This window comes from Candidatus Methylopumilus turicensis (genome assembly GCF_000953015.1).
Lineage (GTDB): Bacteria > Pseudomonadota > Gammaproteobacteria > Burkholderiales > Methylophilaceae > Methylopumilus_A > Methylopumilus_A turicensis.
The window spans coordinates 461,037-483,755 of record NZ_LN794158.1 but is presented as its reverse complement, the minus strand read 5'-3'; the positions used below and the strand labels follow the sequence as shown (position 1 = coordinate 483,755).

Annotated in this window: 24 protein-coding genes; 18 read left to right on the top strand and 6 right to left on the bottom strand. The window is 44.5% G+C overall.

What is annotated here, in order from left to right:
* Positions 1-27: 27 nt before the first annotated feature.
* From iscR to BN1209_RS09155, 12 genes are all read left to right on the top strand, one after another.
* On the top strand, positions 28-507 hold the full coding sequence (gene iscR / locus BN1209_RS02590) for a Fe-S cluster assembly transcriptional regulator IscR (protein ID WP_045750817.1): 480 nt from the start codon (positions 28-30) through the stop codon (positions 505-507).
* Positions 508-520: 13 nt separating this feature from the next.
* Complete coding sequence (locus BN1209_RS02585; protein WP_045750816.1) at positions 521-1,675, top strand: cysteine desulfurase family protein; 1,155 nt, start codon at positions 521-523, stop codon at positions 1,673-1,675.
* 56 nt (positions 1,676-1,731) lie between these two features.
* Positions 1,732-2,949 carry an IscS subfamily cysteine desulfurase gene (locus BN1209_RS02580; protein WP_045750815.1) on the top strand — a complete coding sequence of 406 codons (1,218 nt, stop codon included), beginning with the start codon at positions 1,732-1,734 and terminating at the stop codon, positions 2,947-2,949.
* 246 nt (positions 2,950-3,195) lie between these two features.
* Complete coding sequence (gene iscU, locus BN1209_RS02575; protein ID WP_045750814.1) at positions 3,196-3,579, top strand: Fe-S cluster assembly scaffold IscU; 384 nt, start codon at positions 3,196-3,198, stop codon at positions 3,577-3,579.
* Between the two features lie 17 nt (positions 3,580-3,596).
* A complete protein-coding gene (gene iscA / locus BN1209_RS02570) occupies positions 3,597-3,920 on the top strand; it encodes an iron-sulfur cluster assembly protein IscA (protein WP_045750813.1) in 324 nt (107 codons plus the stop codon).
* Positions 3,921-3,928: 8 nt separating this feature from the next.
* On the top strand, positions 3,929-4,459 hold the full coding sequence (gene hscB, locus BN1209_RS02565) for a Fe-S protein assembly co-chaperone HscB (RefSeq protein WP_045750812.1): 531 nt from the start codon (positions 3,929-3,931) through the stop codon (positions 4,457-4,459).
* A 3-nt stretch (positions 4,460-4,462) separates the two neighbouring features.
* Positions 4,463-6,331: a Fe-S protein assembly chaperone HscA gene (gene hscA / locus BN1209_RS02560; RefSeq protein WP_045750811.1), complete on the top strand. Its 1,869-nt coding sequence runs from the start codon at positions 4,463-4,465 to the stop codon at positions 6,329-6,331.
* 14 nt (positions 6,332-6,345) lie between these two features.
* The gene (fdx, locus tag BN1209_RS02555) at positions 6,346-6,687 is read left to right on the top strand and encodes an ISC system 2Fe-2S type ferredoxin (protein WP_045750810.1); all 342 of its coding nucleotides are present in this window, start codon (positions 6,346-6,348) and stop codon (positions 6,685-6,687) included.
* Positions 6,688-6,910: 223 nt separating this feature from the next.
* Positions 6,911-7,288 (top strand): hypothetical protein, encoded by a 378-nt coding sequence (locus tag BN1209_RS02550; protein WP_045750809.1) that lies wholly within the window; start codon positions 6,911-6,913, stop codon positions 7,286-7,288.
* Between the two features lie 133 nt (positions 7,289-7,421).
* Positions 7,422-7,619 (top strand): hypothetical protein, encoded by a 198-nt coding sequence (locus BN1209_RS02545; protein WP_045750808.1) that lies wholly within the window; start codon positions 7,422-7,424, stop codon positions 7,617-7,619.
* Between the two features lie 158 nt (positions 7,620-7,777).
* The gene (locus BN1209_RS02540) at positions 7,778-7,990 is read left to right on the top strand and encodes a hypothetical protein (protein WP_144402533.1); all 213 of its coding nucleotides are present in this window, start codon (positions 7,778-7,780) and stop codon (positions 7,988-7,990) included.
* Between the two features lie 191 nt (positions 7,991-8,181).
* Positions 8,182-8,481 carry a hypothetical protein gene (locus tag BN1209_RS09155; RefSeq protein ID WP_045750806.1) on the top strand — a complete coding sequence of 100 codons (300 nt, stop codon included), beginning with the start codon at positions 8,182-8,184 and terminating at the stop codon, positions 8,479-8,481.
* Positions 8,482-8,541: 60 nt separating this feature from the next.
* Here BN1209_RS09155 and BN1209_RS02530 read toward each other — a convergent pair whose 3' ends face one another.
* Together BN1209_RS02530 and BN1209_RS09150 are read right to left on the bottom strand one after the other, a co-directional pair.
* Positions 8,542-9,951 carry an alkaline phosphatase PhoX gene (locus BN1209_RS02530; protein ID WP_045750805.1) on the bottom strand — a complete coding sequence of 470 codons (1,410 nt, stop codon included), beginning with the start codon at positions 9,949-9,951 and terminating at the stop codon, positions 8,542-8,544.
* Positions 9,952-10,080: 129 nt separating this feature from the next.
* Positions 10,081-11,652: an OprO/OprP family phosphate-selective porin gene (locus tag BN1209_RS09150; RefSeq protein WP_045750804.1), complete on the bottom strand. Its 1,572-nt coding sequence runs from the start codon at positions 11,650-11,652 to the stop codon at positions 10,081-10,083.
* A 199-nt stretch (positions 11,653-11,851) separates the two neighbouring features.
* Between BN1209_RS09150 and chrA the strand changes: the two genes are divergently transcribed.
* The gene (gene chrA, locus BN1209_RS02520; RefSeq protein WP_045751917.1) at positions 11,852-13,171 is read left to right on the top strand and encodes a chromate efflux transporter; all 1,320 of its coding nucleotides are present in this window, start codon (positions 11,852-11,854) and stop codon (positions 13,169-13,171) included.
* Between the two features lie 29 nt (positions 13,172-13,200).
* On the opposite strand, the gene lysS is transcribed toward chrA, so the two are convergent.
* Together lysS and prfB are read right to left on the bottom strand one after the other, a co-directional pair.
* Entirely contained in the window at positions 13,201-14,706 is a 1,506-nt protein-coding gene (gene lysS, locus BN1209_RS02515) for a lysine--tRNA ligase (RefSeq protein WP_045750803.1), read from the bottom strand.
* 1 nt (position 14,707) lies between these two features.
* Positions 14,708-15,812, bottom strand: a protein-coding gene (gene prfB / locus BN1209_RS02510; RefSeq protein WP_144402531.1) for a peptide chain release factor 2 whose coding sequence is annotated in 2 segments (ribosomal slippage) — positions 14,708-15,730 and positions 15,732-15,812 — 1,104 coding nt in all. Because the reading frame shifts where the segments join, the coding sequence is not laid out codon by codon here.
* A 264-nt stretch (positions 15,813-16,076) separates the two neighbouring features.
* Between prfB and BN1209_RS02505 the strand changes: the two genes are divergently transcribed.
* From BN1209_RS02505 to pstB, 4 genes are all read left to right on the top strand, one after another.
* Positions 16,077-17,066 carry a PstS family phosphate ABC transporter substrate-binding protein gene (locus tag BN1209_RS02505; RefSeq protein WP_045751915.1) on the top strand — a complete coding sequence of 330 codons (990 nt, stop codon included), beginning with the start codon at positions 16,077-16,079 and terminating at the stop codon, positions 17,064-17,066.
* Positions 17,067-17,219: 153 nt separating this feature from the next.
* A complete protein-coding gene (gene pstC, locus BN1209_RS02500) occupies positions 17,220-18,161 on the top strand; it encodes a phosphate ABC transporter permease subunit PstC (RefSeq protein WP_045750802.1) in 942 nt (313 codons plus the stop codon).
* Between the two features lie 83 nt (positions 18,162-18,244).
* Positions 18,245-19,180 (top strand): phosphate ABC transporter permease PstA, encoded by a 936-nt coding sequence (gene pstA, locus BN1209_RS02495; protein ID WP_045750801.1) that lies wholly within the window; start codon positions 18,245-18,247, stop codon positions 19,178-19,180.
* 51 nt (positions 19,181-19,231) lie between these two features.
* Positions 19,232-20,011 (top strand): phosphate ABC transporter ATP-binding protein PstB, encoded by a 780-nt coding sequence (pstB, locus tag BN1209_RS02490; protein ID WP_045750800.1) that lies wholly within the window; start codon positions 19,232-19,234, stop codon positions 20,009-20,011.
* Positions 20,012-20,118: 107 nt separating this feature from the next.
* Here the strand turns inward: pstB and BN1209_RS02485 are convergent, their stop codons facing one another.
* Together BN1209_RS02485 and BN1209_RS02480 are read right to left on the bottom strand one after the other, a co-directional pair.
* On the bottom strand, positions 20,119-21,276 hold the full coding sequence (locus tag BN1209_RS02485; RefSeq protein ID WP_045750799.1) for a glycosyltransferase: 1,158 nt from the start codon (positions 21,274-21,276) through the stop codon (positions 20,119-20,121).
* A 94-nt stretch (positions 21,277-21,370) separates the two neighbouring features.
* A complete protein-coding gene (locus tag BN1209_RS02480) occupies positions 21,371-21,745 on the bottom strand; it encodes a diacylglycerol kinase (protein ID WP_045750798.1) in 375 nt (124 codons plus the stop codon).
* A 163-nt stretch (positions 21,746-21,908) separates the two neighbouring features.
* Between BN1209_RS02480 and BN1209_RS02475 the strand changes: the two genes are divergently transcribed.
* Entirely contained in the window at positions 21,909-22,709 is an 801-nt protein-coding gene (locus BN1209_RS02475) for a zinc dependent phospholipase C family protein (protein WP_231855146.1), read from the top strand.
* Positions 22,710-22,719 lie beyond the last annotated feature (10 nt).

Sequence of the window (22,719 nt, the reverse complement as noted above, 5' to 3'; positions counted from 1 at the left end):
CTCCCAACACTCCTAGGAATTTAAGCAATGCGATTAACCACCAAAGGTCGATTTGCAGTGACAGCCATGCTAGACCTCGCCATGAATGAGGCTGATAAGCCCGTCACGCTTGCAGGTATTAGCGAGCGCCAAAGCATTTCTTTGTCATACCTAGAGCAATTATTTAGCCGTCTTCGCCGCAGTGGACTTGTGAAAAGCGTGCGAGGCCCGGGTGGGGGTTACCGAATTGCAAAAACATTGGATCAAATTACAGTCTCAGAAATCATCAGCGCAGTAGATGAATTAATCGACGCTACCCAATGCGGCGGACATGAAAACTGCCATGATGAAGGTCGTTGCATGACGCATGATTTATGGTCGAGCTTGAATGTAAAGATTTTAGAATATCTTTCTGGCGTGAGCTTGGCTGACTTAGTCGCGAGCAACGAAGCAAAATCCAAAGGGCAAAGCAAACCTATCGCCTTTAATGTCAGAAAAGATTCTGCTTCAGAATCACTGACCAACTAACGATCAAGCGCTCATGTCCAGCCAACACGCATACTTTGATAACAACAGCACCACGCTATTAGACGAGCGTGTGCTAGAGGCTATGTTGCCTCACATGCAACACCAATATGGCAACGCCACGAGTCGTCACATGTTTGGCCGGTCTGCACGACAAGCGTTAGATCAAGCACGTGAACAAGTGGCTGATGCCTGTGGCGCGCACCCATCCCAAGTCATATTGACTGCTAGCGGGACTGAAGCGAATAATTTTGCGATTCTTGGTATGGCTGGCACTCGGGAAAATGCCAAGCAAATTGCTGTAAGCGCTATTGAACATCCTGCAGTGACTCGCCCTGCTTTTGCACTTCGTGAGCGTGACTATCGCGTTGCGGTCATTGCGACAGACCACTTTGGTCAAGTCGACCCTTTAAGCTTGCAAGTCGCACTAGAAAAACCGAGCAGTTTAGTTTCGATTATGTTGGCGAATAATGAAACTGGCGTGATTCAAGACATCGCCGCACTAGCAGAAATAGCAAAAGTAAAAGGTGCACTGTTCCATACAGATGCCGTGCAAGCACTAGGCAAAATACCAGTTGATTTTGAATCACTTGGCGTTCACGCCATGACGGTTTCGTCACACAAGATTAATGGCCCGCAAGGCGCAGGCGCGTTAATTTTAGATAAGCGCGTAGACATCAAGCCTCTTCTGCATGGTGGCGGACAAGAGAAAGGCTTGCGCAGTGGCACTGAAAATGTCGCCGCGATCGTGGGCTTTGGTGCAGCATGTGCGCTGATTAAACAATCACTCGAAGCGCGAGCAACAAACACACAGCAATTGCGTGACGCCTTAAATGTTGGTCTAAAAAACATGGGTGCCAGCATTTTTGGCGAAAAATCAGCACGCTTACCAAACACCAGTTTTTTTGCTTTCAATGAAATTGAAGGCGAAACCTTAGTCATGGCGTTAGATCGCAAAGGTTTTGCAGTTGCCAGCGGCTCTGCTTGCTCTAGCGACAGCACCGAACCCAGCCACGTGTTAATGGCCATGGGCGTGACGCCAGACTTAGCGCGTGGCGCAGTGCGTGTGAGCTTTGGGGCAAACAACACGCAGGATGAACTCAATCGATTTTTGGTGGCCTTACAAGGTGAAGTGCAGCGTTTGCGCCAGCTCACCGCTCTGAGTGCTTAATTTAATGAAATGCCTAACAAAATTTGCAATAGCTACTTAAGACTTACAGGAACGATATGACCGTAAAAACACCTATTTATCTTGATTACTCAGCGACCACACCCGTAGATCCTCGCGTGGCTGAAAAAATGATCCCTTTCATCACGGAACATTTTGGCAATCCTGCTTCACGTAGCCATCCATTTGGTTGGACAGCGGAAGAAGCGGTTGAAGAAGCGCGCGACGAAGTGGCTAAATTAGTCAATGCTGACCCACGTGAAATCGTTTGGACGTCAGGTGCAACCGAATCAAACAACCTAGCGATTAAAGGCGCCGCAAATTTCTACAGCGCCACTAAAGGCAAGCACATCATTACTGTGCAAACTGAGCATAAAGCCGTGATTGACGCAGTACGCGATTTAGAACGTCAAGGCTTTACCGCAACGTATTTGGCGCCTGAGCCAAATGGCTTAATCGACTTAGAAAAGTTTAAAGCAGCCATTCAACCTGATACTGTTTTAGCGTCTGTCATGTTCGTGAATAACGAAATTGGCGTGATTCAAGACATCACAGCGATTGGTAATATCTGCCGCGAAAACAACATTATTTTTCACGTGGACGCAGCACAAGCCACGGGCAAAGTAGAGATTGATTTAGAAAAATTGCCAGTCGATTTAATGAGCTTTTGTGCGCATAAAACTTATGGCCCTAAAGGTGTTGGCGCTTTGTATGTTCGCCGCAAACCACGCATCCGTATTGAAGCGCAAATGCATGGCGGTGGTCATGAGCGTGGTATGCGCTCAGGCACATTAGCCACGCACCAAATCGTTGGCATGGGTGAAGCCTTCCGTCTTGCTCGCTTGGAAATGAAAGCAGAAAATTTAGAAGTTCGCCGCCTACGCGACCGCTTGTTAGCTGGCCTTGAGGAAATTGATGAAGTGTACGTCAATGGCGACATGGATCACCGCGTGCCACACAACCTCAACATCAGCTTTAACTTTGTTGAGGGCGAATCACTTATTATGGCGGTGAAAGATATCGCCGTTTCAAGCGGTTCAGCATGTACTTCTGCCAGCCTAGAGCCTAGCTATGTGTTACGTGCGCTAGGTCGCTCTGACGAACTTGCACATAGCTCAATTCGCTTCTCTATCGGCCGCTTCACCACCGAAGAAGACATTGACTACACCATTGCATTAATGAAGAGCAAGATTGGTAAGTTACGCGAATTATCTCCGCTTTGGGAGATGCATTTAGACGGTGTTGATTTAAGTAAAGTTGAGTGGGCTGCCCATTAATCATTCATCTTTAATAGACTGATGTTGTTGTCGAACTGCTTGTTTAGAACAACTAAACGGCGCAGTCCTCCGCCTAATCAGCCAATTAAATCAAAAATGATTCGCAAGCAAACAGCAATTTAAAAGCAATTGAAATAGGAAGAAAAATCAAGGCGACAAGCCGACGACAGCACGATAAGTTCGGCGAGGCGCAGGCAACGTAGATTTTTCGAAGTAGTTCAGTTGCCCTAATAAAGGAGAAACAAAATGGCATATTCAGATAAAGTTTTAGACCACTACGAAAACCCACGTAACGTAGGAACATTAGACAAGAATGATCCACATGTTGGTACCGGCATGGTCGGTGCGCCAGCTTGTGGTGACGTGATGAAACTGCAAATTAAAGTGAATGATAGCGGCATTATTGAAGATGCTAAATTCAAAACTTATGGTTGTGGTTCTGCGATTGCTTCAAGCTCACTTGTGACCGAGTGGCTTAAAGGCAAAACACTCGATCAAGCGGCAGAAATCAAGAACTCAGCCATCGCTGAAGAGCTTGCATTACCGCCAGTGAAGATCCACTGCTCAGTACTAGCAGAAGATGCAATTAAAGCAGCAGTCGCTGATTTAAAGTCAAAACAACCGGCTTAATGAAGGCGTAAAGACTGATGGCAATTACACTCACAGAAACTGCAGCACAACGTGTTGAAAAATTTCTCGCAAACCGAGGCAAGGGAATCGGCTTGCGCCTTGGCGTGAAAACCACGGGCTGTTCTGGCATGGCTTACACATTGGAATTTGTGGATGACATGCAGCCCGAAGACACGGCCTTTGAAAGCCATGGGGTGAAGGTCATTGTGGATCCTAAAAGCTTGGTGTACATCGATGGCACTGAACTCGACTTCACCAAAGAAGGCTTAAACGAAGGCTTTAAATTCAACAACCCCAATGTCAAAGATGAATGCGGTTGCGGTGAAAGCTTTACTATTTAAGCCAGACGATGGAACTGCTGCAAAGAAATTATTTTGAGTTATTGGGATTGCCCACGCAGTTTGAAGTCGATTTAACCTTGCTCGATCAGCATTACCGCACCCTTCAGTCCGAAGTTCATCCAGATCGCTTTGTCACCGCCTCAGCCAACGATCGCATGCAATCAATGCAACTGGCGACACAAGCGAATGAAGCGTACCAAACGTTAAAGAACATAACGGCGCGTGCACGTTATCTTTTACAACTGCGTGGTATTGAAACCCTCGAAGAGAGCAACACCGCCATGCCTGCTGACTTCTTAATGCTGCAAATGGAATGGCGCGAAGCCATTGATGACGCAAATAGCGCAAAAGATATCTCCGCACTCGATCAACTGCTGGCCGAAATCAGACAAATGGCACAGCACTTGTCAAAAGGCCTCAGTATGCAATTTGCAGAAAAATCCTATCAGGCCGCCAGCGAAAGCGTCAGAAAACTAAGTTTTATTGATAAAATTAGCGCCGACATCAATCGTGTCATTGAACAATTAGAGAACGCATAATAAATGGCATTACTTCAAATCGCAGAACCAGGCATGAGCGCAGCGCCACACCAGCACAAACTGGCGATTGGCATTGACCTTGGCACGACCAACTCACTGGTGGCGACTGTACAAAGCGGCATGAGTCTTTGCCTTCAGGATGAACATGGCCATGCCCTGCTTCCTTCCGTTGTGCGTTATTTAGAAGATGGCCAAATTGCGGTGGGTCACGCCGCGCAAGCTGCGCAAAGTGCAGACCCTAAAAACACCATTAGCTCCGTGAAACGCTTTATGGGGCGTGGTATCAACGACATTCCCGACACCACGCATATCCCTTATGCGTTTCGTGACACAGGGGCTGGCATGGTGCAGATTGAAACCCGCGCTGGCATCAAAAGCCCAGTTGAAATCTCGGCTGAAATTTTACGTACCCTTAAAAACCGCGCTGAAAAAGCCTTAGGGGGCGAACTCACTGGCGCGGTCATTACCGTGCCTGCTTATTTTGATGATGCACAGCGCCAAGCCACGAAAGATGCGGCACGCCTTGCAGGCTTAACGGTTTTACGGCTACTGAATGAACCTACTGCCGCCGCAGTTGCTTATGGCTTAGATAATGCGGCTGAGGGCGTTTATGTGATTTACGACTTAGGCGGCGGGACGTTTGACGTATCCATCTTGCGCTTATCCAAAGGCATTTTTGAGGTACTTGCCACCAATGGGGACTCAGCCTTAGGCGGCGATGATTTTGACCACCGAATTTTCTGCTGGATATTGTCTGAAGCAGGCTTAGCCCCACTTAACCAAGAAGATACAAGGCTACTGCTCACAAAATCACGCGAAGTAAAAGAATGGTTAAGTGAAAATACTGAAGCACAAATCACCAGCGTATTAAGCACTGGCAAGCTTGTGAACATCAAGCTGACTGCCGATAAGCTCGTTGAGCTGACGCAAACCTTAGTCACCAAAACACTCAACCCAACCCGCAAAGCCCTGCGTGATGCTGGCTTAAGCATTGAAGACATTAAAGGTGTGGTCATGGTGGGCGGCGCAACGCGCATGCCGCAAATTCGTCAAGCCGTGGCTGAATTTTTTAAGCAAGAACCACTAACCAATTTAGACCCCGACAAAGTCGTGGCGCTTGGTGCGGCGATTCAAGCCAATGTATTGGCCGGTAACCGCAGTGATGATGATTTATTACTACTGGATGTTATTCCATTGTCACTTGGCTTAGAAACCATGGGCGGCTTGGTAGAGCGTGTGATTCCTCGCAATGCCACATTGCCAGTGGCGCGCGCACAAGATTTTACGACCTTCAAAGATGGCCAAACTGCCATGAGCATTCATGTGCTTCAGGGTGAACGTGAATTAGTGACAGATTGCCGCTCACTCGCTAAGTTTGAGTTACGCGGCATTCCACCCATGGTGGCTGGCGCAGCACGCATTCGTGTGACCTTCCAAGTGGATGCCGATGGCTTACTTTCGGTGACAGCACGTGAGCAATCAAGCGGCGTCGTGGCTGATATTGTCGTCAAACCGTCTTATGGATTATCTGAAGATGAAATCACCACGATGCTGAAATCATCATTTGGATCAGCCGAACAAGACAAACAAGCACGTGCATTAAGAGAGGCGATTGTGGATGCAGAACGTCTCATCGAAGCTATCAATGCAGCCCTTGCCCAAGATGGTCATTTATTAAGTGCGGATGAAAAGACAGCCATTCAAGCCCAAGTGAGTGCATTAGACGCCACTCGCCAAGGCAGTGATAAAGACAGCATTATTCAAGCGGTAGAAGCGCTTAATCATGCCACTGAAGGCTTTGCCGCTAGACGCATGGATGCTTCCGTTAAACAGGCCTTTGCTGGCCAAGACTTACACAAATTAGAACTTTAAAAGACAAAAACAACATGCCACAAATTATCGTATTGCCCCATGAAGAACTCTGCCCCGAAGGCCTTGCATTTGAAGAAAAGCCCGGTGTATCGATTTGCGATAGTCTGCTCAATCATGATATTGATATCGACCATGCTTGTGACAAAGTGTGTGCTTGTACCACTTGCCACGTGATTGTGCGTGAGGGTTATAAAACGCTTAAACCAGCCGAGGACCAAGAAGAAGACCTACTCGACAAGGCTTGGGGCCTAGAGCCAAACTCACGCCTCTCTTGCCAAGCCATGGTTGGCACCACGGATTTAGTGATTGAAATTCCTAAATACTCGATCAATATGGCAAAAGAAGGCCATCGCTAAAGCACGCACCACTCAAGTAAGATCGCGTGGCTTAATTCCCGCGTGACGCTCGCTAGTGGCTTACTCAGGCCACAGCAAGATTAAGCGTCTAGGATTGCTTATTCCATTATTAACGGCTCATCCCAACCAAATTAAGTCACTGTTCACACATCCCCAATCGGGGTTGTCATCAAACCTTCATCTAATCATGTTTGACTAGCATCTTTGATCAGGAGCGAACCACATGTCCAAAAAAGAGAAAGTTGAAGTGCACTGGCTTAACAAGCCACAAGATCACAACTACCCGGCCGCGATTTCCTATTTAAGTCTCCTGTATGACGAAAAAACTGCAGTAAGCTTAGTCAAACAGCTTGAAAGCGCACCGCTTGTGGAGTTTAAGGCGAAAGATATATTTAGAGCCTCCCATTTATCCTTGCTCGGCGTGAGTAATTTACATGTCAGACGTGATATCAAAAAAATAAAATCTGGGGAGTTATTATCGCCTTTACTGTTGATTCGCGACCAAACAAATCGCATGCTCATCATTGCAGATGGCTACCATCTTCTTTGTGCGGCTTATCGTTTTGATGAGGATGCACTCATCCCCTGCAAAATTGCCTAATGCATAAATTGTCTTATTACTGCAACAATTAAGTCCTAAAATAAAATCTGATTGATGAATTAATCTCTACTCCTAGTTTTAATAGAGCGCCTTAAAGCCGCTCTATTTTTTTATCTGCAAGCGTGTACAAAAAATGAAAATCTTTTTTATCAGTTGGGCAATGACTGCGATTGCATTTACTTTTTACGCTAGCCACTACAAATTGTTTGGCTTTAAAAACCTCGCCAAAACTACGGGCAATCTGGTCATTCTTTTTTCATTGGGCATTTTTGTGTTCTCCATCAGCTGCCTGATTTACCGAGAAGCGATGATTTACGCCATCCTCTCCTAGCCATTCAACTACTACTCAACGCTTCACGCACGACCCATCAGGTTTTCAATCCCTTCATTAATTCATCTTCAATTTGACATACAACTGCAACATAGCAAACGCATAATGCTTACTTAATTTGAATAACTGCATTAAAGAAGTCAAAAATGATTGAAGTCATGAAATTAATAAAGCAAGCAAAAACCAGTGAAATCACCAGCCAACTCAATAGCCCGATGATTCATCAACGCGTGCTTAAAAGCATCCACAAGATTTCAAAAGAAGAAATCACAAGAACCGCGACAACGCTTCGTCTATTTAACGAACACCTAAGCGCCAAAAAACAAGCAAAACACCCAAAAGAAATAACCCCGATTTATCTTGTTTTTTAGAACACCATTTTAACCCACACTCCTTTTAGAGCGTCCTTCGTGGCGCTCTCTTTTTTCATATAATCTTCATGCAGTCTTAACAATAAAAAATAGCATGCTTGATAAGATAGACTCACTTGAAATATGACCAGTGCTACTCCTTAAACTAAACCACGTTCAAGCTTTATTAATTATTGATCAGGTGAGGGTTTGTGCCAGAAACAATAGGCTACTTTGATTTTATAGTAATCAAACACCATCAGGATTATCTCAACTTTGCTATTACCTTTAGCTTTGGCAAACACTTTTGCGAGGTCACCGGCATGGGCTGGCAAACGGAAAAGAAAGTGCATTACTACATTAGCAATATCATCATGAACAAACAACACGCAACGTTTGAAGAAGCCAAAGAAGTAGGTATTGCGATGGTGCAAGATAGCGCCGTATTTGAATATCTACAACTCGACCACTTAGCCAAGTCTTACATTAAAGCCAAACTGGCTAAGCCCTAAGGTGCATTAACACGATAGGTGCGCAGCCAGTATTGGGTTTAAAGCCAACAGCAGGATCAATCATGGACGATTTGGCCCGGTGATTAAATACAATTGCCCATCTTCGATGAGTTCAGGATCATTCGACTTTGTATGCACTTGAAGTGCCCCTAAATAGTAACGCTGGCTTGCATCAAACCATGTTGCTTTGCGCACCAAATCGGTAATGTCAATAATCCCTGAATTTTCTTCATCTTGCGTTAAATAAGCTGTGCTGTTTTTATCCAAAAAAGCTTCTGGCGCAACTTTAACGATCTTCTCGGCCTTGCCTGTTTTTGGGTCAAACTGCCAAATAGAAGCCATGTGCGCGTTATCACCTGGGTCTTCTTCCACCAGCAATTTGCCATCGCCCGCCACGGTGATGTTATCAAACATCTGCGCACCAATATCCCGCGCATTGAGCACGACTTTAATCGCGCCACCTTTTTCTGGCTGAGTCATATCATCAAAGGTCAGTTGAAATAACTGGCTAGTGCCATCGATCTTATCCGTGGTGGCAAAGTAGAAAACATTCGGGTTATTCACATCCCAAGCACCGTCTTCTGGGCGCATAAAGTTAGCAACACCCAGCTTTTGCCCCGCTTTTTCTAAGTCATCGCCACTCATGGCCGACACATCACCAAAGCTCACAAAGCCAAAGCGTTTGCCATTCACTTTTACTGCGTACAAATTACCGCCCATCAAGCCTGCTTGCTCCACAGGGTTGCCAGCCGCACGTTTTTCACCCACATACATGTACACTTGGCCACCAGGGCTATCATCCATGCCCATCACCAACGTTTTAACCCCTGTGCTTGGGTTAGCCACGGCATTTTCCCAAGCAAATTTACCCAAGTAAGGTAGCTCGTAACTGATGCCTTTTTGTTCGCCGGTCACCACATGCGCAAAGCCACGGCCACCCTCGCGGTCTTCTTCACCGTTCATAAACAAGCGGCCATTAAAGCCCTTGGCAGAAGCCGCATCATATAAGGCGCTCAGGGCAGGTAAATCAGCCGAACATAAACGGTTAAAGCTATGCGCTGGGGCGTTTGCATGCTTTTTATCATCAGGTAACCATAGCTTGACTTGCTTGATTAAATCCTCACCTGCGGTGATTTTTAGACGATCAATATCTAATATCCAAGAAGATACAAATGCACCACGTCCAAAATGTTTACGATTTTTACCTTGGTCTTTACCCGCCTCATGGTTCATATAAATGGATAGCGTACCGTCACCATTATCCATCGCACCCAAACCATCCGGGATGCCCACCATGCGGTAGTTTTTAGCGCCAACGGCATCGCCTACATTGAGTAAAGGCTTGACTTGCCAAGCATCAGCGATCGGCCTTAACCAAGCCTGAGAAGCTACACTTTCAGCAAGCGCTGGTGTTTGATATGCAAGGAGTGCGAATAAAGTGGCGAGCTTGAGAGAGTTGGAGATTTTCATACGCGTATCCAAAAATGACATTAATTTAATAAATATTATTTTAAGTGATAAATAAGATAGTTTTTTGACAGGCAATAAAAAAACCCGCCGAAGCGGGTTTTTTTATTTAGTAAAACAATCTAACTTAAATTAAAACATCCATTGACCACGAAGTGACATAACTTGTTCGTTATCCATGAACTTAGTACCTTCTGTATCAAAGTGATCCCATTTATAATCAAACTTAGTATATGTGTAGTTAAGCTTAAATAGTAAATTTGGATTAGCAATCCATCTTAGACCAGCAGTATATGATTTAGCGCCTGATTCGCAATTAGCTTGAGCAGCTGTTTTGCTTGAGCCTGTGTTAATAGTTTCTGATGAACCTGATGCACAGCTCAAGTTACCTTGGAAGCGAGAGCTTGAGGCACCGCCGGTAAGTGAACCATTTTCGACATTATAACCTTCAGCCCTAAATGCCAGTTCCCAAGCACCCCAGCCCTTGCCGCCATCCATGTCATACATACTCTTAGGTTTGATTGCACCAAATACACCTTTTTTGTATGAATCAGCATAACTTTCGCCAGTAATCATCCATGCAGCTTCAGCGTACCAAGCATTGGCATCAAGTGACATTTTTGCAACGTCATTGTAATTAGCTTTGTAATCTGATCTTACATATTCACCTTGCAATTTGAATGGACCTCTAGCAACGATACCCTCAAGACCAAGTGCTTTAGCTGAGACCTGTGAACTATTGTCTGACGCAACGCTCTGGCCGCTTACTGTTGTGTCACCCTCAATTTGAGCTCTAAAAATATTGCTTAAACCACGATTAGAACCTCTAAATGACATGATTGAACCACTTGAAGTGGTGCCACCTGAAGCGCTTGATGATGTTGTAGGACGAACAGCATAAGATGTATCAAAACCAGACAAGCCAACATGGTAAATAGCAGTTTTGTCGCCCATAATTTCAGCAAAGTTTAATGTCGTACGGCCAGCGTAAGACAAATCTTCACCTTTATAACTTAGCTCAGTATCGTTAAATTGGAAACCTGAAGCCGCGTATGTGAAGCCAGGACGACCTTCACCAGAGAACATCACACCAAGTTTTTTTGCTGGTGCTAACTGGTTAACGTATGAGCGCTCCATGAAAGTGATATTGTTTGAACTTGTTAACTCTTCCAAGTTAAATGGTTGCTTAAATTTACCAAAACGAATATTACCTTGATCGTACTTAGCCCAATCTAAGAAAGCCACATCGATTGTCGGTGTGCCACCAACTAAGTTTGTAACCGCTTCATATTTGAAATCTTTGGCAAGTTTGCCTTTAACACCAATACGTGCGCGACGAATTTCAAACTGATCCGCAGCACTTGCAGTGTCTTTATCAGTGTTTTCGGTAGTAGCAAAATCAAGATTTGAGTTATGCATATCAAAATGCAAACGACCTGTAACAGCCATTGTTGTGTTGCCATTGCCACTTTCAAGCGTAAATGCGCCATCTTTTTCAGTTGTTTTAGGTTTTTTTGAAGCACCTAATTTTTCGCCCTCACGGCCTTTTTGAAGCAAAGCACCTTCTTCTTCTGTTAACACGCCTTTTGCAATCAATGCATTCAGGATGTCGTCTGTTGAGTCAGCCATTGCGTTGGCGCCGAAGCCGAACATCAAAGCACCCGCTACCGCAGCTACTACGCCACGCATTTTGATAGATTTCATAAATACTCCCTTAAAAAAACCAAACAAAAAAATTCTGTAATAAAGAAATTGATACGTGCGCGATTATGATAGTTATATATGACATTTAGATGACAATAATGAATTTAGATTAGTTCTGTTGTAAAAAAACAACAATGCAGTGTTCAATGAGATGACTTATCATTCATCTCACATAGATAAACTCAATTTATATGATGACATGGCAAAAAAAAATATTTCCTTAAAACAAGCTTTTTGGTATTGGCTAAGGCTAGGCTTTATTAGCTTTGGCGGCCCAGCTGGGCAGATTGCGATCATGCATCAAGAGTTAGTGGTAGAAAAACGCTGGATTTCTGAAGCCCGTTTTTTACATGCGCTTAATTTTTGTATGTTGCTGCCCGGCCCTGAGGCCCAGCAGCTGGCGATTTATATTGGTTGGCTGATGCACAAAACCGTGGGCGGGCTAATCGCTGGGTTGTTATTTATCTTGCCATCCTTCTTTATATTGGCTGGTTTGGGTGTGATGTATATGCAATATGGCGATTTGCCTATCATCCAAAGCCTATTTAGCGGCATTAAACCTGCGGTGGTGGCGATTGTGTTATTTGCGGCTTATCGCATTGGCACACGGATACTGAAGCATCCTTTACTCGTCCTCATTGCGGCCTTGTCATTTATTGGTATTTTGTTTTTCAAATTGCCATTCCCTTTGATTGTTTTACTTGCAGCCGTCATCGGCTGGGTAGCAAGTCATTGGTTGCCGCAGGCTTTTAAAACAGCCCCACACAAAGCTGATACACACGCTGAACATTTGCCCGCCATCATTGATGACGATACGGCCATTCCCGACCATGCAAGCTATAGCCCTAAGCATTTCATTAAAACACTGACCTTGGGATTTCTGATTGGCGGCTCGGCTTTTTATCTATTAGTGAGCGCTTTTGGCTTTGATGATTTGCTTAGCCAAACGGCTTTGTTCTTTACCAAGGCCGCCTTATTAACCTTTGGCGGGGCTTATGCAGTGTTACCTTATGTGTATCAAGGGGCGGTGGAGCATTATCATTGGATTACTGCCACGCAAATGATGGATGGCTTGGCGCTGGGTGAGACCACGCCTGGCCCGCTGATTATGGTGATTACCTTTATTAGCTTTGTGAGTGGCTGGGTGAACCATGCACTACCTCTTGCACCGCTTTGGGTTTCAGGTTTGGCTTCGGCGGGCGTGGCGACCTTTTTTACTTTTTTACCGAGCTTTGTGATGATTTTTTTAGGCGCGCCGTTTATTGAAACCACGCGCAGCCAACTTAAACTCGCTGCGCCATTAACCGCCATTACTGCAGCAGTGGTTGGCGTGATTTTGAATTTGGCGGTGTTTTTTGCCCTACATACTTTTTGGCAAGAAAAAACCCAGCAACTTAACATTGCTGGGTTGGTGATTGCAGGCTTGGCTTTTATTGCCCTCACCAAATTTAAAGCGAATACTTTAGTGGTGATTATTGCTAGCGGGTTAATTGGGCTGGCTTTAGCTTATTTAAGCTAACTTAGTATTTAGCCTAACTTAATATTTAATTAAACTTCTTTGCGCATGTGCGGGAATAAAATCACGTCACGAATGCTTGGGCTGTCTGTGAGGAGCATCACTAAGCGGTCAATGCCGATACCGCAACCGCCTGTTGGTGGCATGCCGTATTCCAGCGCACGGATAAAGTCTGCATCGTAATACATCGCTTCATCATCCCCCGCCTCTTTGGCCGCCACTTGCGCATGAAAGCGCGCGGCTTGGTCTTCCGCATCGTTCAGCTCTGAGAAGCCATTGGCGATTTCACGGCCAGCAATAAAGAGTTCAAAACGCTCCGTGATTTCAGGGTTGGCATCTGACGCACGCGCGAGTGGAGAAACCTCTATCGGGTAGTCAATAATATAAGTAGGCTCCCACAATTGGCTTTCTGCGGTTTCTTCAAACAGCGCCAATTGCAATGCGCCGAGGCCTGCATGGTCAAAGGCTTTTACGCCAAACTTGAGTAGCTCTTGACGAATAAACGCTGCATCGGCTAATTGCGCTGCGTTGTAATTAGGGGCGTATTTGTTAATGGCGTCCACAATGGTTAAGCGTTGGAATGGCTTGCTAAAGTCTAATTCACGACCTTGATATTGCAAGGTAGCAGTGCCGCAAGCCGCCATTGCCGCAGCGCGGATACAGTTTTCTGTATAGTCCATTAGCCACTTATAGTCGGTATAAGTCGCGTAAAACTCCATCATGGTAAATTCTGGATTGTGTCTAACACTCACACCTTCATTACGGAAATTGCGGTTTACTTCAAACACACGCTCAAAGCCACCCACAATCAAGCGCTTCAAATATAGCTCTGGGGCAATACGCAAGGTCATTTGCATATCTAAAGCATTGTGATGCGTGACAAATGGCTTAGCTGAAGCACCACCAGGAATTGGGTGCAACATCGGCGTTTCAACCTCTAAAAACTCGTTTTCCACCATGAAATTGCGAATGGCTGAAACAATTTTGCTACGTGCCTTAAAGGTGTTGCGGGTTTCTTCAGAAACAATCATGTCCACATAGCGTTGGCGATATTTAATCTCTTGGTCAGCCAAACCGTGGAATTTTTCAGGGAGTGGACGCAACGATTTAGTGAGTAAGCGAAGCTCCGTGACTTTAATCGAAAGCTCGCCTGTTTTGGTTTTAAACATTACACCAACGGCGGCGAGAATGTCGCCCAAATCCCAATGTTTGAATGATTCGTATATTTCTTCGCCGATATTATCTTTAGAGATAAATAGCTGAACGCGACCAGAGCGATCTTGCACGGTCGCAAAGCTGGCTTTGCCCATCACGCGTTTGAGCATCATGCGACCAGCGATTTTAACGTTGACGGCCATGCCTTCAAGCGATTCGTTTTCAAGCTCGCCATATTGCGCATGTAAATCTGCAGCAAAATGCTCAGGCTTAAAATCATTCGGGAAGGCAACGCCAGCCGCACGAATGGCTTTTAGCTTTTCACGACGCTCGGCAATCACGTGGTTTTCGTCTTGTAATGGCGGATTTAGATGTTCACTCACTTCAAACTCCCTGCTTTAAACTTTCAGATATAAATGGATCAAGGTCGCCATCGAGCACCCCTTGTGTATTCCCAACTTCAACGTTGGTACGTAAATCTTTAATACGTGATTGGTCTAGCACATAGCTGCGAATTTGGTGGCCCCAGCCGATGTCGGTTTTGGCATCTTCTAAGGCTTGTTTTTCTTCATTACGCTTATTCAGCTCTAGCTGATAAAGCTGAGCTTTGAGCATATTCATGGCTTCCGCTTTATTGCGGTGTTGCGAGCGATCGTTTTGACACTGCACCACGGTATTGGTTGGGATATGCGTAATCCGCACCGCAGAATCGGTCTTGTTAATATGCTGACCACCCGCACCACTGGCACGGTAAGTATCAATACGCAAATCGGCAGGATTAATATCCACTTCGATCGAGTCATCAATCTCTGGAAAAATTTGCACGCTTGCAAATGAAGTGTGACGGCGATTACCCGAGTCAAATGGTGATTTACGCACTAAGCGATGCACCCCTGATTCACTGCGCAAATAACCGTAGGCATATTCACCCGACACTTTAAGCGATGCACTCTTGATCCCCGCAATATCGCCTTCGGATTCTTCAAGCACTTCGACCTTAAAGCCTTTACGCTCGCAATAACGCAAATACATCCGCAGCAACATAGACGCCCAATCCTGGGCCTCAGTTCCGCCACTGCCAGATTGAAAGTCCATAAAGCAGTTATTGGGGTCCATTGGATTGGCAAACATGCGGCGGAATTCCATGCCTTCAAGTTGTTTTTCAAGTGCAAGGCTATCGGCTTCTATACTGAGTAGCGTGCCTTCGTCGCTTTCATCTTTGGCCATGTCAAATAGCTCAGAAGCATCTCGAATGCCCGCATCGATGTCCACTAGCGACTTCACTAATCCTTCAAGCTCACGGCGTTCTTTGCCTAGCTTTTGTGAGCGCTCGTTATCGTTCCAAATACTGGGGTCTTCTAAAAGCTGACTGACTTCTTCTAAACGTTGTTGCTTGTTTTCAAAGTCAAAGATACCCCCGAAGCGCATGTTGGCGCTCGGCGAGGTCGGCAAGGCGATTGCCAATGAGGTTAAGTTGTTCGGCTTCCATGTGTATTTCCGGCACGGCTAATTTTTAGTAGGCCAAATTATACATCAAACCTCGCAAGGCGCCCTTTATCAAACCGCGCTTTCAAACAAGAAGCTAAAGCATCTCGCACATTCTTAGCAAAGGATAGTTTCGGAATATATGTTTCGCAAATTTTGTCACAAACTTGTAATATTTCATCTATACGATACGAAGCATATTTCTGAGTCAAATGATCAGGTTTATGATCAGGCTCATGAAAGAACAGTTCACTCAATGGAGATTATTATGCAATCTAAGTTCGTAAAAGCTCTCACAGTTGCTTCGTTTGTTGCAGCTGCATTGTCAGCAACATCAACATACGCTGTTGAAAAAATCATTAAAATCGACGGTTCTTCAACTGTTTATCCAATTACTGAAGCAGTTGCTGAAGAATTTCAAAAATCAGCAAAAGTAAAAGTAACGGTTGGTGAATCTGGTACTGGCGGTGGTTTCAAAAAATTCTGCCGTGGCGAAACTGACATTTCAGATGCTTCACGCCCAATCTCACAAAAAGAAATCGACGCTTGTAAAGATGCTGGTATTCAATACATTGAATTGCCAATCGCTTATGATGCGTTAACTGTTGTTGTTAACGGTAAAAACAACTTCATCAAAGAAATCTCTGCTGATGACTTGAAAAAAATCTGGGCTGGTTCTTCAGTGAAAAACTGGAACCAAATCAACAGCTCTTATCCAAACCAACCACTTGCTTTATTTGGCCCAGGTACTGCTTCAGGTACATTTGATTATTTCTGTGAAGCGATCAACGGTCAAAAAGGTAAACATCGTTCAGACTACACACCATCAGAAGATGACAACGTGTTAGTACAAGGCGTTTCAAGCAACCTTGGCGGCATGGGTTACTTTGGTTATGCATATTACGAAGCGAACAAAGACAAGCTACGCGCACTACCAATTATTGCTAAAGCTGGTACTCCAGCGATTATGCCTTCACCAGAAGCGGTAATGAACGGTACATATCAACCACTTTCACGTCCATTGTTCATCTACGTGAACGCAACAGCGGCTGCATTCAAACCAGAAGTTAAAGCATTCGTTAACTACTATTTGGAAAATGCACCTAAGTTGGTTAAAGAAGTGAAATATGTTCCACTTCCAGCTGCAGATTATGCAGCAGTGACAGCCCACTTCAAGGCAATGAAACCAGGTACTGGTTTCAACGGTACGCCAGAAGTAGGCATTAAGATTACTGACCTAATCAACCGTATCAAGTAATTCAATGTTGTAAGCATTGGGGCAGCGAAAGCTGCCCCAAATTCGCTAGGGGTTTAAATCTAGCGGTTATAAATTGTCACCTCTTGTCATTAAGATTGATTGAATTGTTAAACAGCAAATTCCGTCATCTAAAATAGAAAAATATCATTAAATATGGCTACTACTGCGATGAATGAATTATCAACGACGACCATCAGCCCACGTTTAGCGAAAAATATTCGCCGCAACATTAAAGAACGTGTGATTGAATTCATTTTGATGCTCGCTGCGCTATCAGCCGTTGCCACAACCGTTGGGATTGTGGCCATTTTATTAAATGAATCGCTTGGGTTTTTCAAAACCGTTTCAGTGATTGATTTCTTTACAGACACTCAATGGACGCCTCTTTTTGAAGATGCGCACTACGGCATTATGCCGCTCGTTGCAGGTACACTCACTACCTCAGCGATTGCTTTACTTGTTGCAATTCCAGTTGGTACGATTGGGGCAATTTACTTATCAGAGTTTGCTTCGCACAAAACCCGTGAAACGGTTAAGCCTATTCTTGAACTGCTTGTTGGCGTGCCAACAGTAGTATTTGGTTACTTCGCGCTTTTCTTCATCACCCCTTTACTTCAAAAAATGATTCCTACATTGCCTGGCTTTAATATGCTTTCAGCTGGCTTGGTGTTGGGCATTATGATTATTCCTTACATCAGCTCTGTGGCTGAAGATGCGATGCGCGCTGTGCCGATGAGTATGCGTGAAGGCTCTTACGCCATGGGTGCGACACGTTTTCAAACCGCTTTGCGTGTCGTTGCGCCAGCGGCGATTTCAGGGATTGTTGCTGCTTATATTTTGGGCATTTCACGTGCGGTAGGTGAAACCATGGTGGTGGCGGTTGCTGCTGGCCAACAACCTAACTTAACGTTCAATCCGATGGATAGCGCCGCCACAATTACCGCTTATATTGTGCAGGTGGCACTGGGTGACTTACCGCACGGCAGTATTGGTTATCAAAGTATTTTTGCTGCTGGTTTAGTACTCATGGTGATGACGCTTGGCTTTAACATGCTTGGACATTATGTTCGTAAAAAATATCGTGAAAATTACTAAGCAGAAGATTCGTTGAATAGAAATTAAAGATTTAAATCAACAATTCAATATTGATCATCAATATTCATAAATAGAGCAACCATATGACACAAGTATCGGTAATTAAAAACTTAACTGAAGTGCGCGCCATGATTAAGCGCCACAAAATGAATGACTATATTTTCTCAGTCATTGGCATCATCGCTTTGATGATTGGCTTGCTAACCCTACTTACGCTGTTTATTGACTTGATTTACGATGGTAGTGCTCGCTTTAATTTGCAATTTTTGAGTGACTTCCCTTCTCGTCGTGCTGAACATGCTGGCTTATTATCAGCCTGGGTTGGCTCAACCTTAGTGATGATGATTACTTTCTTAACTGCGGTGCCGATGGGCGTGGCTGCTGGTTTATATCTTGAAGAATATGCCCCAAAAAATTGGTTTTCTGATCTGATTGAAATTAACGTGTCAAATCTTGCAGGTGTGCCATCCATTGTTTATGGTTTGCTCGCTTTGGGTTTGTTTGTTTATGGCTTAGGTTTGGGTCAAAGCATTTTGACTGCTGGCTTAACGCTTGGCTTGTTAATTCTGCCTATCGTGATTGTTTCAACACGCGAATCCATCCGTGCAATTCCAGTGGCCATTCGTGAAGCAGCTTACGCGGTTGGCGCCACTAAATGGCAAGTCGTTCATGACCATGTATTGAAATACTCTTACGGTGGTGTGTTAACAGGTGTGATTATTGGGATGGCCCGTGCGCTTGGCGAAACTGCACCGATTATTACCATTGGCGCACTTACATTTATTGCGTTCTTGCCACCATCACCCATTACAGCTGAACCACCTTACTTGAATTTTGAATGGCTAAGCTCTGGATTTACAGTGATGCCGATTCAAATGTTTAACTGGTTATCACGTCCAGACCACGCTTTCCATGTGAATGCAGCAGCAACAGGCGCGATTATCATTGTCGTGACGCTGCTGATGAACGGTTATGCGATCCGCTTGCGCTACAAAATTCGTGAAAGTATTAAGTGGTAGCGCGCAATTTTTTACTAAATCAATATTCAATCTATTAGCAGGGAAATAATTATGGTCACTACGACAACACCGATTAAAGCTGAAGCACGTGATTTAGACTTTTACTACAGCACCGGCATGAAGGCGCTAAAAGGTGTCTCAATGCCTTTGTACGAAAAGAAAATTACTGCACTCATTGGCCCTTCAGGCTGTGGTAAATCGACATTCTTGCGTTGCTTTAACCGGATGCATGACCTTTATCCTGGCAATAAGTACGATGGTGAAATCGTGATGCACCCGGACAATACCAATATTTTGGCTGATGGTGTTGACCCTATTGAAGTGCGTATGCGTATTAGCATGGTTTTCCAAAAACCTAATCCATTCCCTAAATCAATCTACGAAAACGTGGCGTATGGCTTACGTGTTCGTGGCGAGTCAAACAAACGTGTGGTGGATGATAAGGTTGAAGAAGCACTGAAGGGTGCAGCGATTTGGAATGAAGTGAAAGACCGTTTGGATGACTTGGCTTTCAACTTGTCTGGTGGCCAACAACAGCGCTTGTGTATCGCACGTGCTTTGGCAACTGACCCTGAAATTATGCTATTTGATGAACCAACATCAGCACTTGACCCTATTGCGACTGCGAACATTGAAGAGTTAATGTCTGAGCTAAAAGATAAGCTAACGATCTTGGTGGTCACGCACAATATGCAACAGGCAGCACGTGTATCTGACTACACCGCTTATATGTATCTTGGTGAGATGATGGAGTTTGGTGACACAGACTCGATCTTTACTAAACCAACACGTAAAGAAACTGAAGATTACATTACTGGTAAATTTGGTTAATTAACCGAATGACCCCAATAAAAAAGCTGGCCTAGGCCAGCTTTTTTATTGCTTATCTTGGATCAGCTTATCTTGCACTAGCTTATCTTGGACTAGCTTATCTTGGACTAGATTGAGGTTGTCACATCCGTATAGAAATGAATCATTCGTTCAGCTTGCGCTTTATCGGTCCAGCGTGCTTTTGCGTATTGGTATGCCGCTTTGCCTAATGCATCACGACGGGCTTGATCGCTGAGTAGTGCATATACTTTATCCGCAAAAATAACTTGATCATGGGGTGCAATCAAAGCACCTTCGCCTTCGATCAAAATAGACTTTGTGCCCAACTCAGCAATGGCAACCACTGGCGTTGCTTGTGCCATGGCTTCTAGCAAGACTAAACCTTGCGTTTCGCTTAATGAAGAAAATACAAAGACATCAGCACTTTGATAACAAGCATTTAGCTCGGTATTGCGGTCCAAATAGCCAATAAACTTAATATTGTCCTCAAGATTCAGTTCTTTACTTAATGCATGAAGACTCGCCTCCGCTGGGCCCTCGCCTGCCACCACCAACAATGCATTTGGCTGTTTCTTGATGAGATCAACCCACATTTGTAACAAGAAACCAATATTCTTTTCAAACGCTACCCGCCCAACAAACAGACCCATCGGTCTATCGGCTGCAATGCCATATTTAGCTCTAAACGCTGCGCCATCTGCTTTTGCAAAGCTGTGTGCTTGCAGGCCTGTTGGAACGACTTCTGCTTTTGATTTGACACCGTATTGACGTAACACGTCGAGCATAGGCTGTGACGGAGCCACAATCGCATCTACCGCATTGCATTGTCGGCGTGAAATCTGGCGTGCAATACTTTTTGCAATGCCTTTAGGGATAAAAGGCAGATAGTGATGCAAGTAATCTTCAAAGAACGTATGGTAAGTCTCAACACAAGGCACATCCAGCAAGTGTGCAAGCTTTAACCCTAAATAATGGGCGACAAATGGGGTGTGTATATGAATGATGTCGTACTTTTCTTTGCGTAGCGAGATTAAGTTATCCAACGCTACCCCGTACTTCATGAGCTTATCTTCGGGATCGAAATAAATGCTGCGGGCTGGAATGCGCTTAATCCAAGCTTCGTCCTCTGTCTTTATGCCATACTCTGGCGCGATTAAATGCACGGTATGACCCATGTCCTGCATTTGTTTCACAAAGGTTCGGATGGAGGTAGAAACCCCATTGATGCGCGGAAAATAGACATCAGAGATAAATAGAATTTTCAATGCTACGGCCTTAGTAGTGGCGCCGCGATGACGGTCGCTAACAAGCTTATGTTAGCGACGCTTTATGACAGTTAGATGAATTGTAACAATTCTTTTATAACGCGGTGCAAAGCACCAAAGACCAAACGACGACTAGATTTAACAAACTAAGTAACACTGCTGCGCTGCCGATATCTTTTGCGCGTTTTGCAAGCAAGTGATGGTCTAGTGAAATACGGTCAACAGTTGCTTCAACAGAAGAGTTAAGTAGCTCAACAATAATGACTAAAAACACACAAGCAATCATCACGGCACGTTCCATGCCCGTATGTCCCAAGTAAGCAGCAAGAGGAATTAAGATCAATGCTAAGCGCAACTCTTGTCTGAAAGCATCTTCATTTTTGTAAGCTGCTGATAAGCCCTCCATCGAATAACCGAACGCATTAATTAATCGACGAAATCCTGTTTTTCCTTTGAATGGACTTTCCATAACATCCTTAATATATGGTTATTAATCTTGGCGAGCAGTATATCAAACAAGTCGCGCTCAATTTGTTTGTCATCATACCATCATCAAATCTTCACACTCCTTTAACGTCTGCAGGGCAAATTATCAACCCATGAAGAAGATAATCTATAAGCTGTGTTGGATAATGCCACTCATCCTCTATACGGCTGATGCGAATGCTTGGGGATTAATGACGCATCTCTATTTTGCGCATTCTTTATTATGGGCGATGCCTGCGCTTGACCCCAGACTCAGAAAAGCGGTTCAAAATTTTCCTGACTTGGTTATGGCAGGCGCTTGTCTTCCCGATTTAGCCATCATGTCAAAAACATTCAAAAGCTCACATGATTGGCAACATGCACACAATTTATTAGCGATTGCGGAAACAGAAGAGGAGCTTGCGATTGCCATTGGTTACGCAAGCCATTTGTATGTGGACGTAATTGCGCATAATCATTTTGTACCAGCGCATGAGGAGATGTGGACGGAAAATGGAATGATCGCTCATATTGCATCAGAGTGGGCCATGGACGCACATTTACAACCCTTACTTCATACATCTCCAAGTAAGCTCATTAATAAGCATAAACGTATGCTTTGTGAGTTTATTCATAAAGAATTTGCATGCACATTCAAAGATGCACAAAAGGCGTTAACACAGTTAAGCTTTTGGGATGGTCTATTAAGAACCGCTAAGATACCGCATGCAATTTATATTAGTATTAAGGTCGTTGATCGGCGTGTGTTTAAGCATTTTGTTTACTACATCGCAAAAACTCAAACTGCTATTACTGAAATAGGGATCGTACTGAGTGGGGAAAAACCTGCTTGGAAAGCAGAGCTGCTTCATCTTAATGACACGCAACTTAGTGCATGGAGATTAGCTTGCCTAGGAGACTTAGCACTGCTGCATCCGTCACCCATTAATTTTTTTCATGCCGAATAATTAGCCGAGT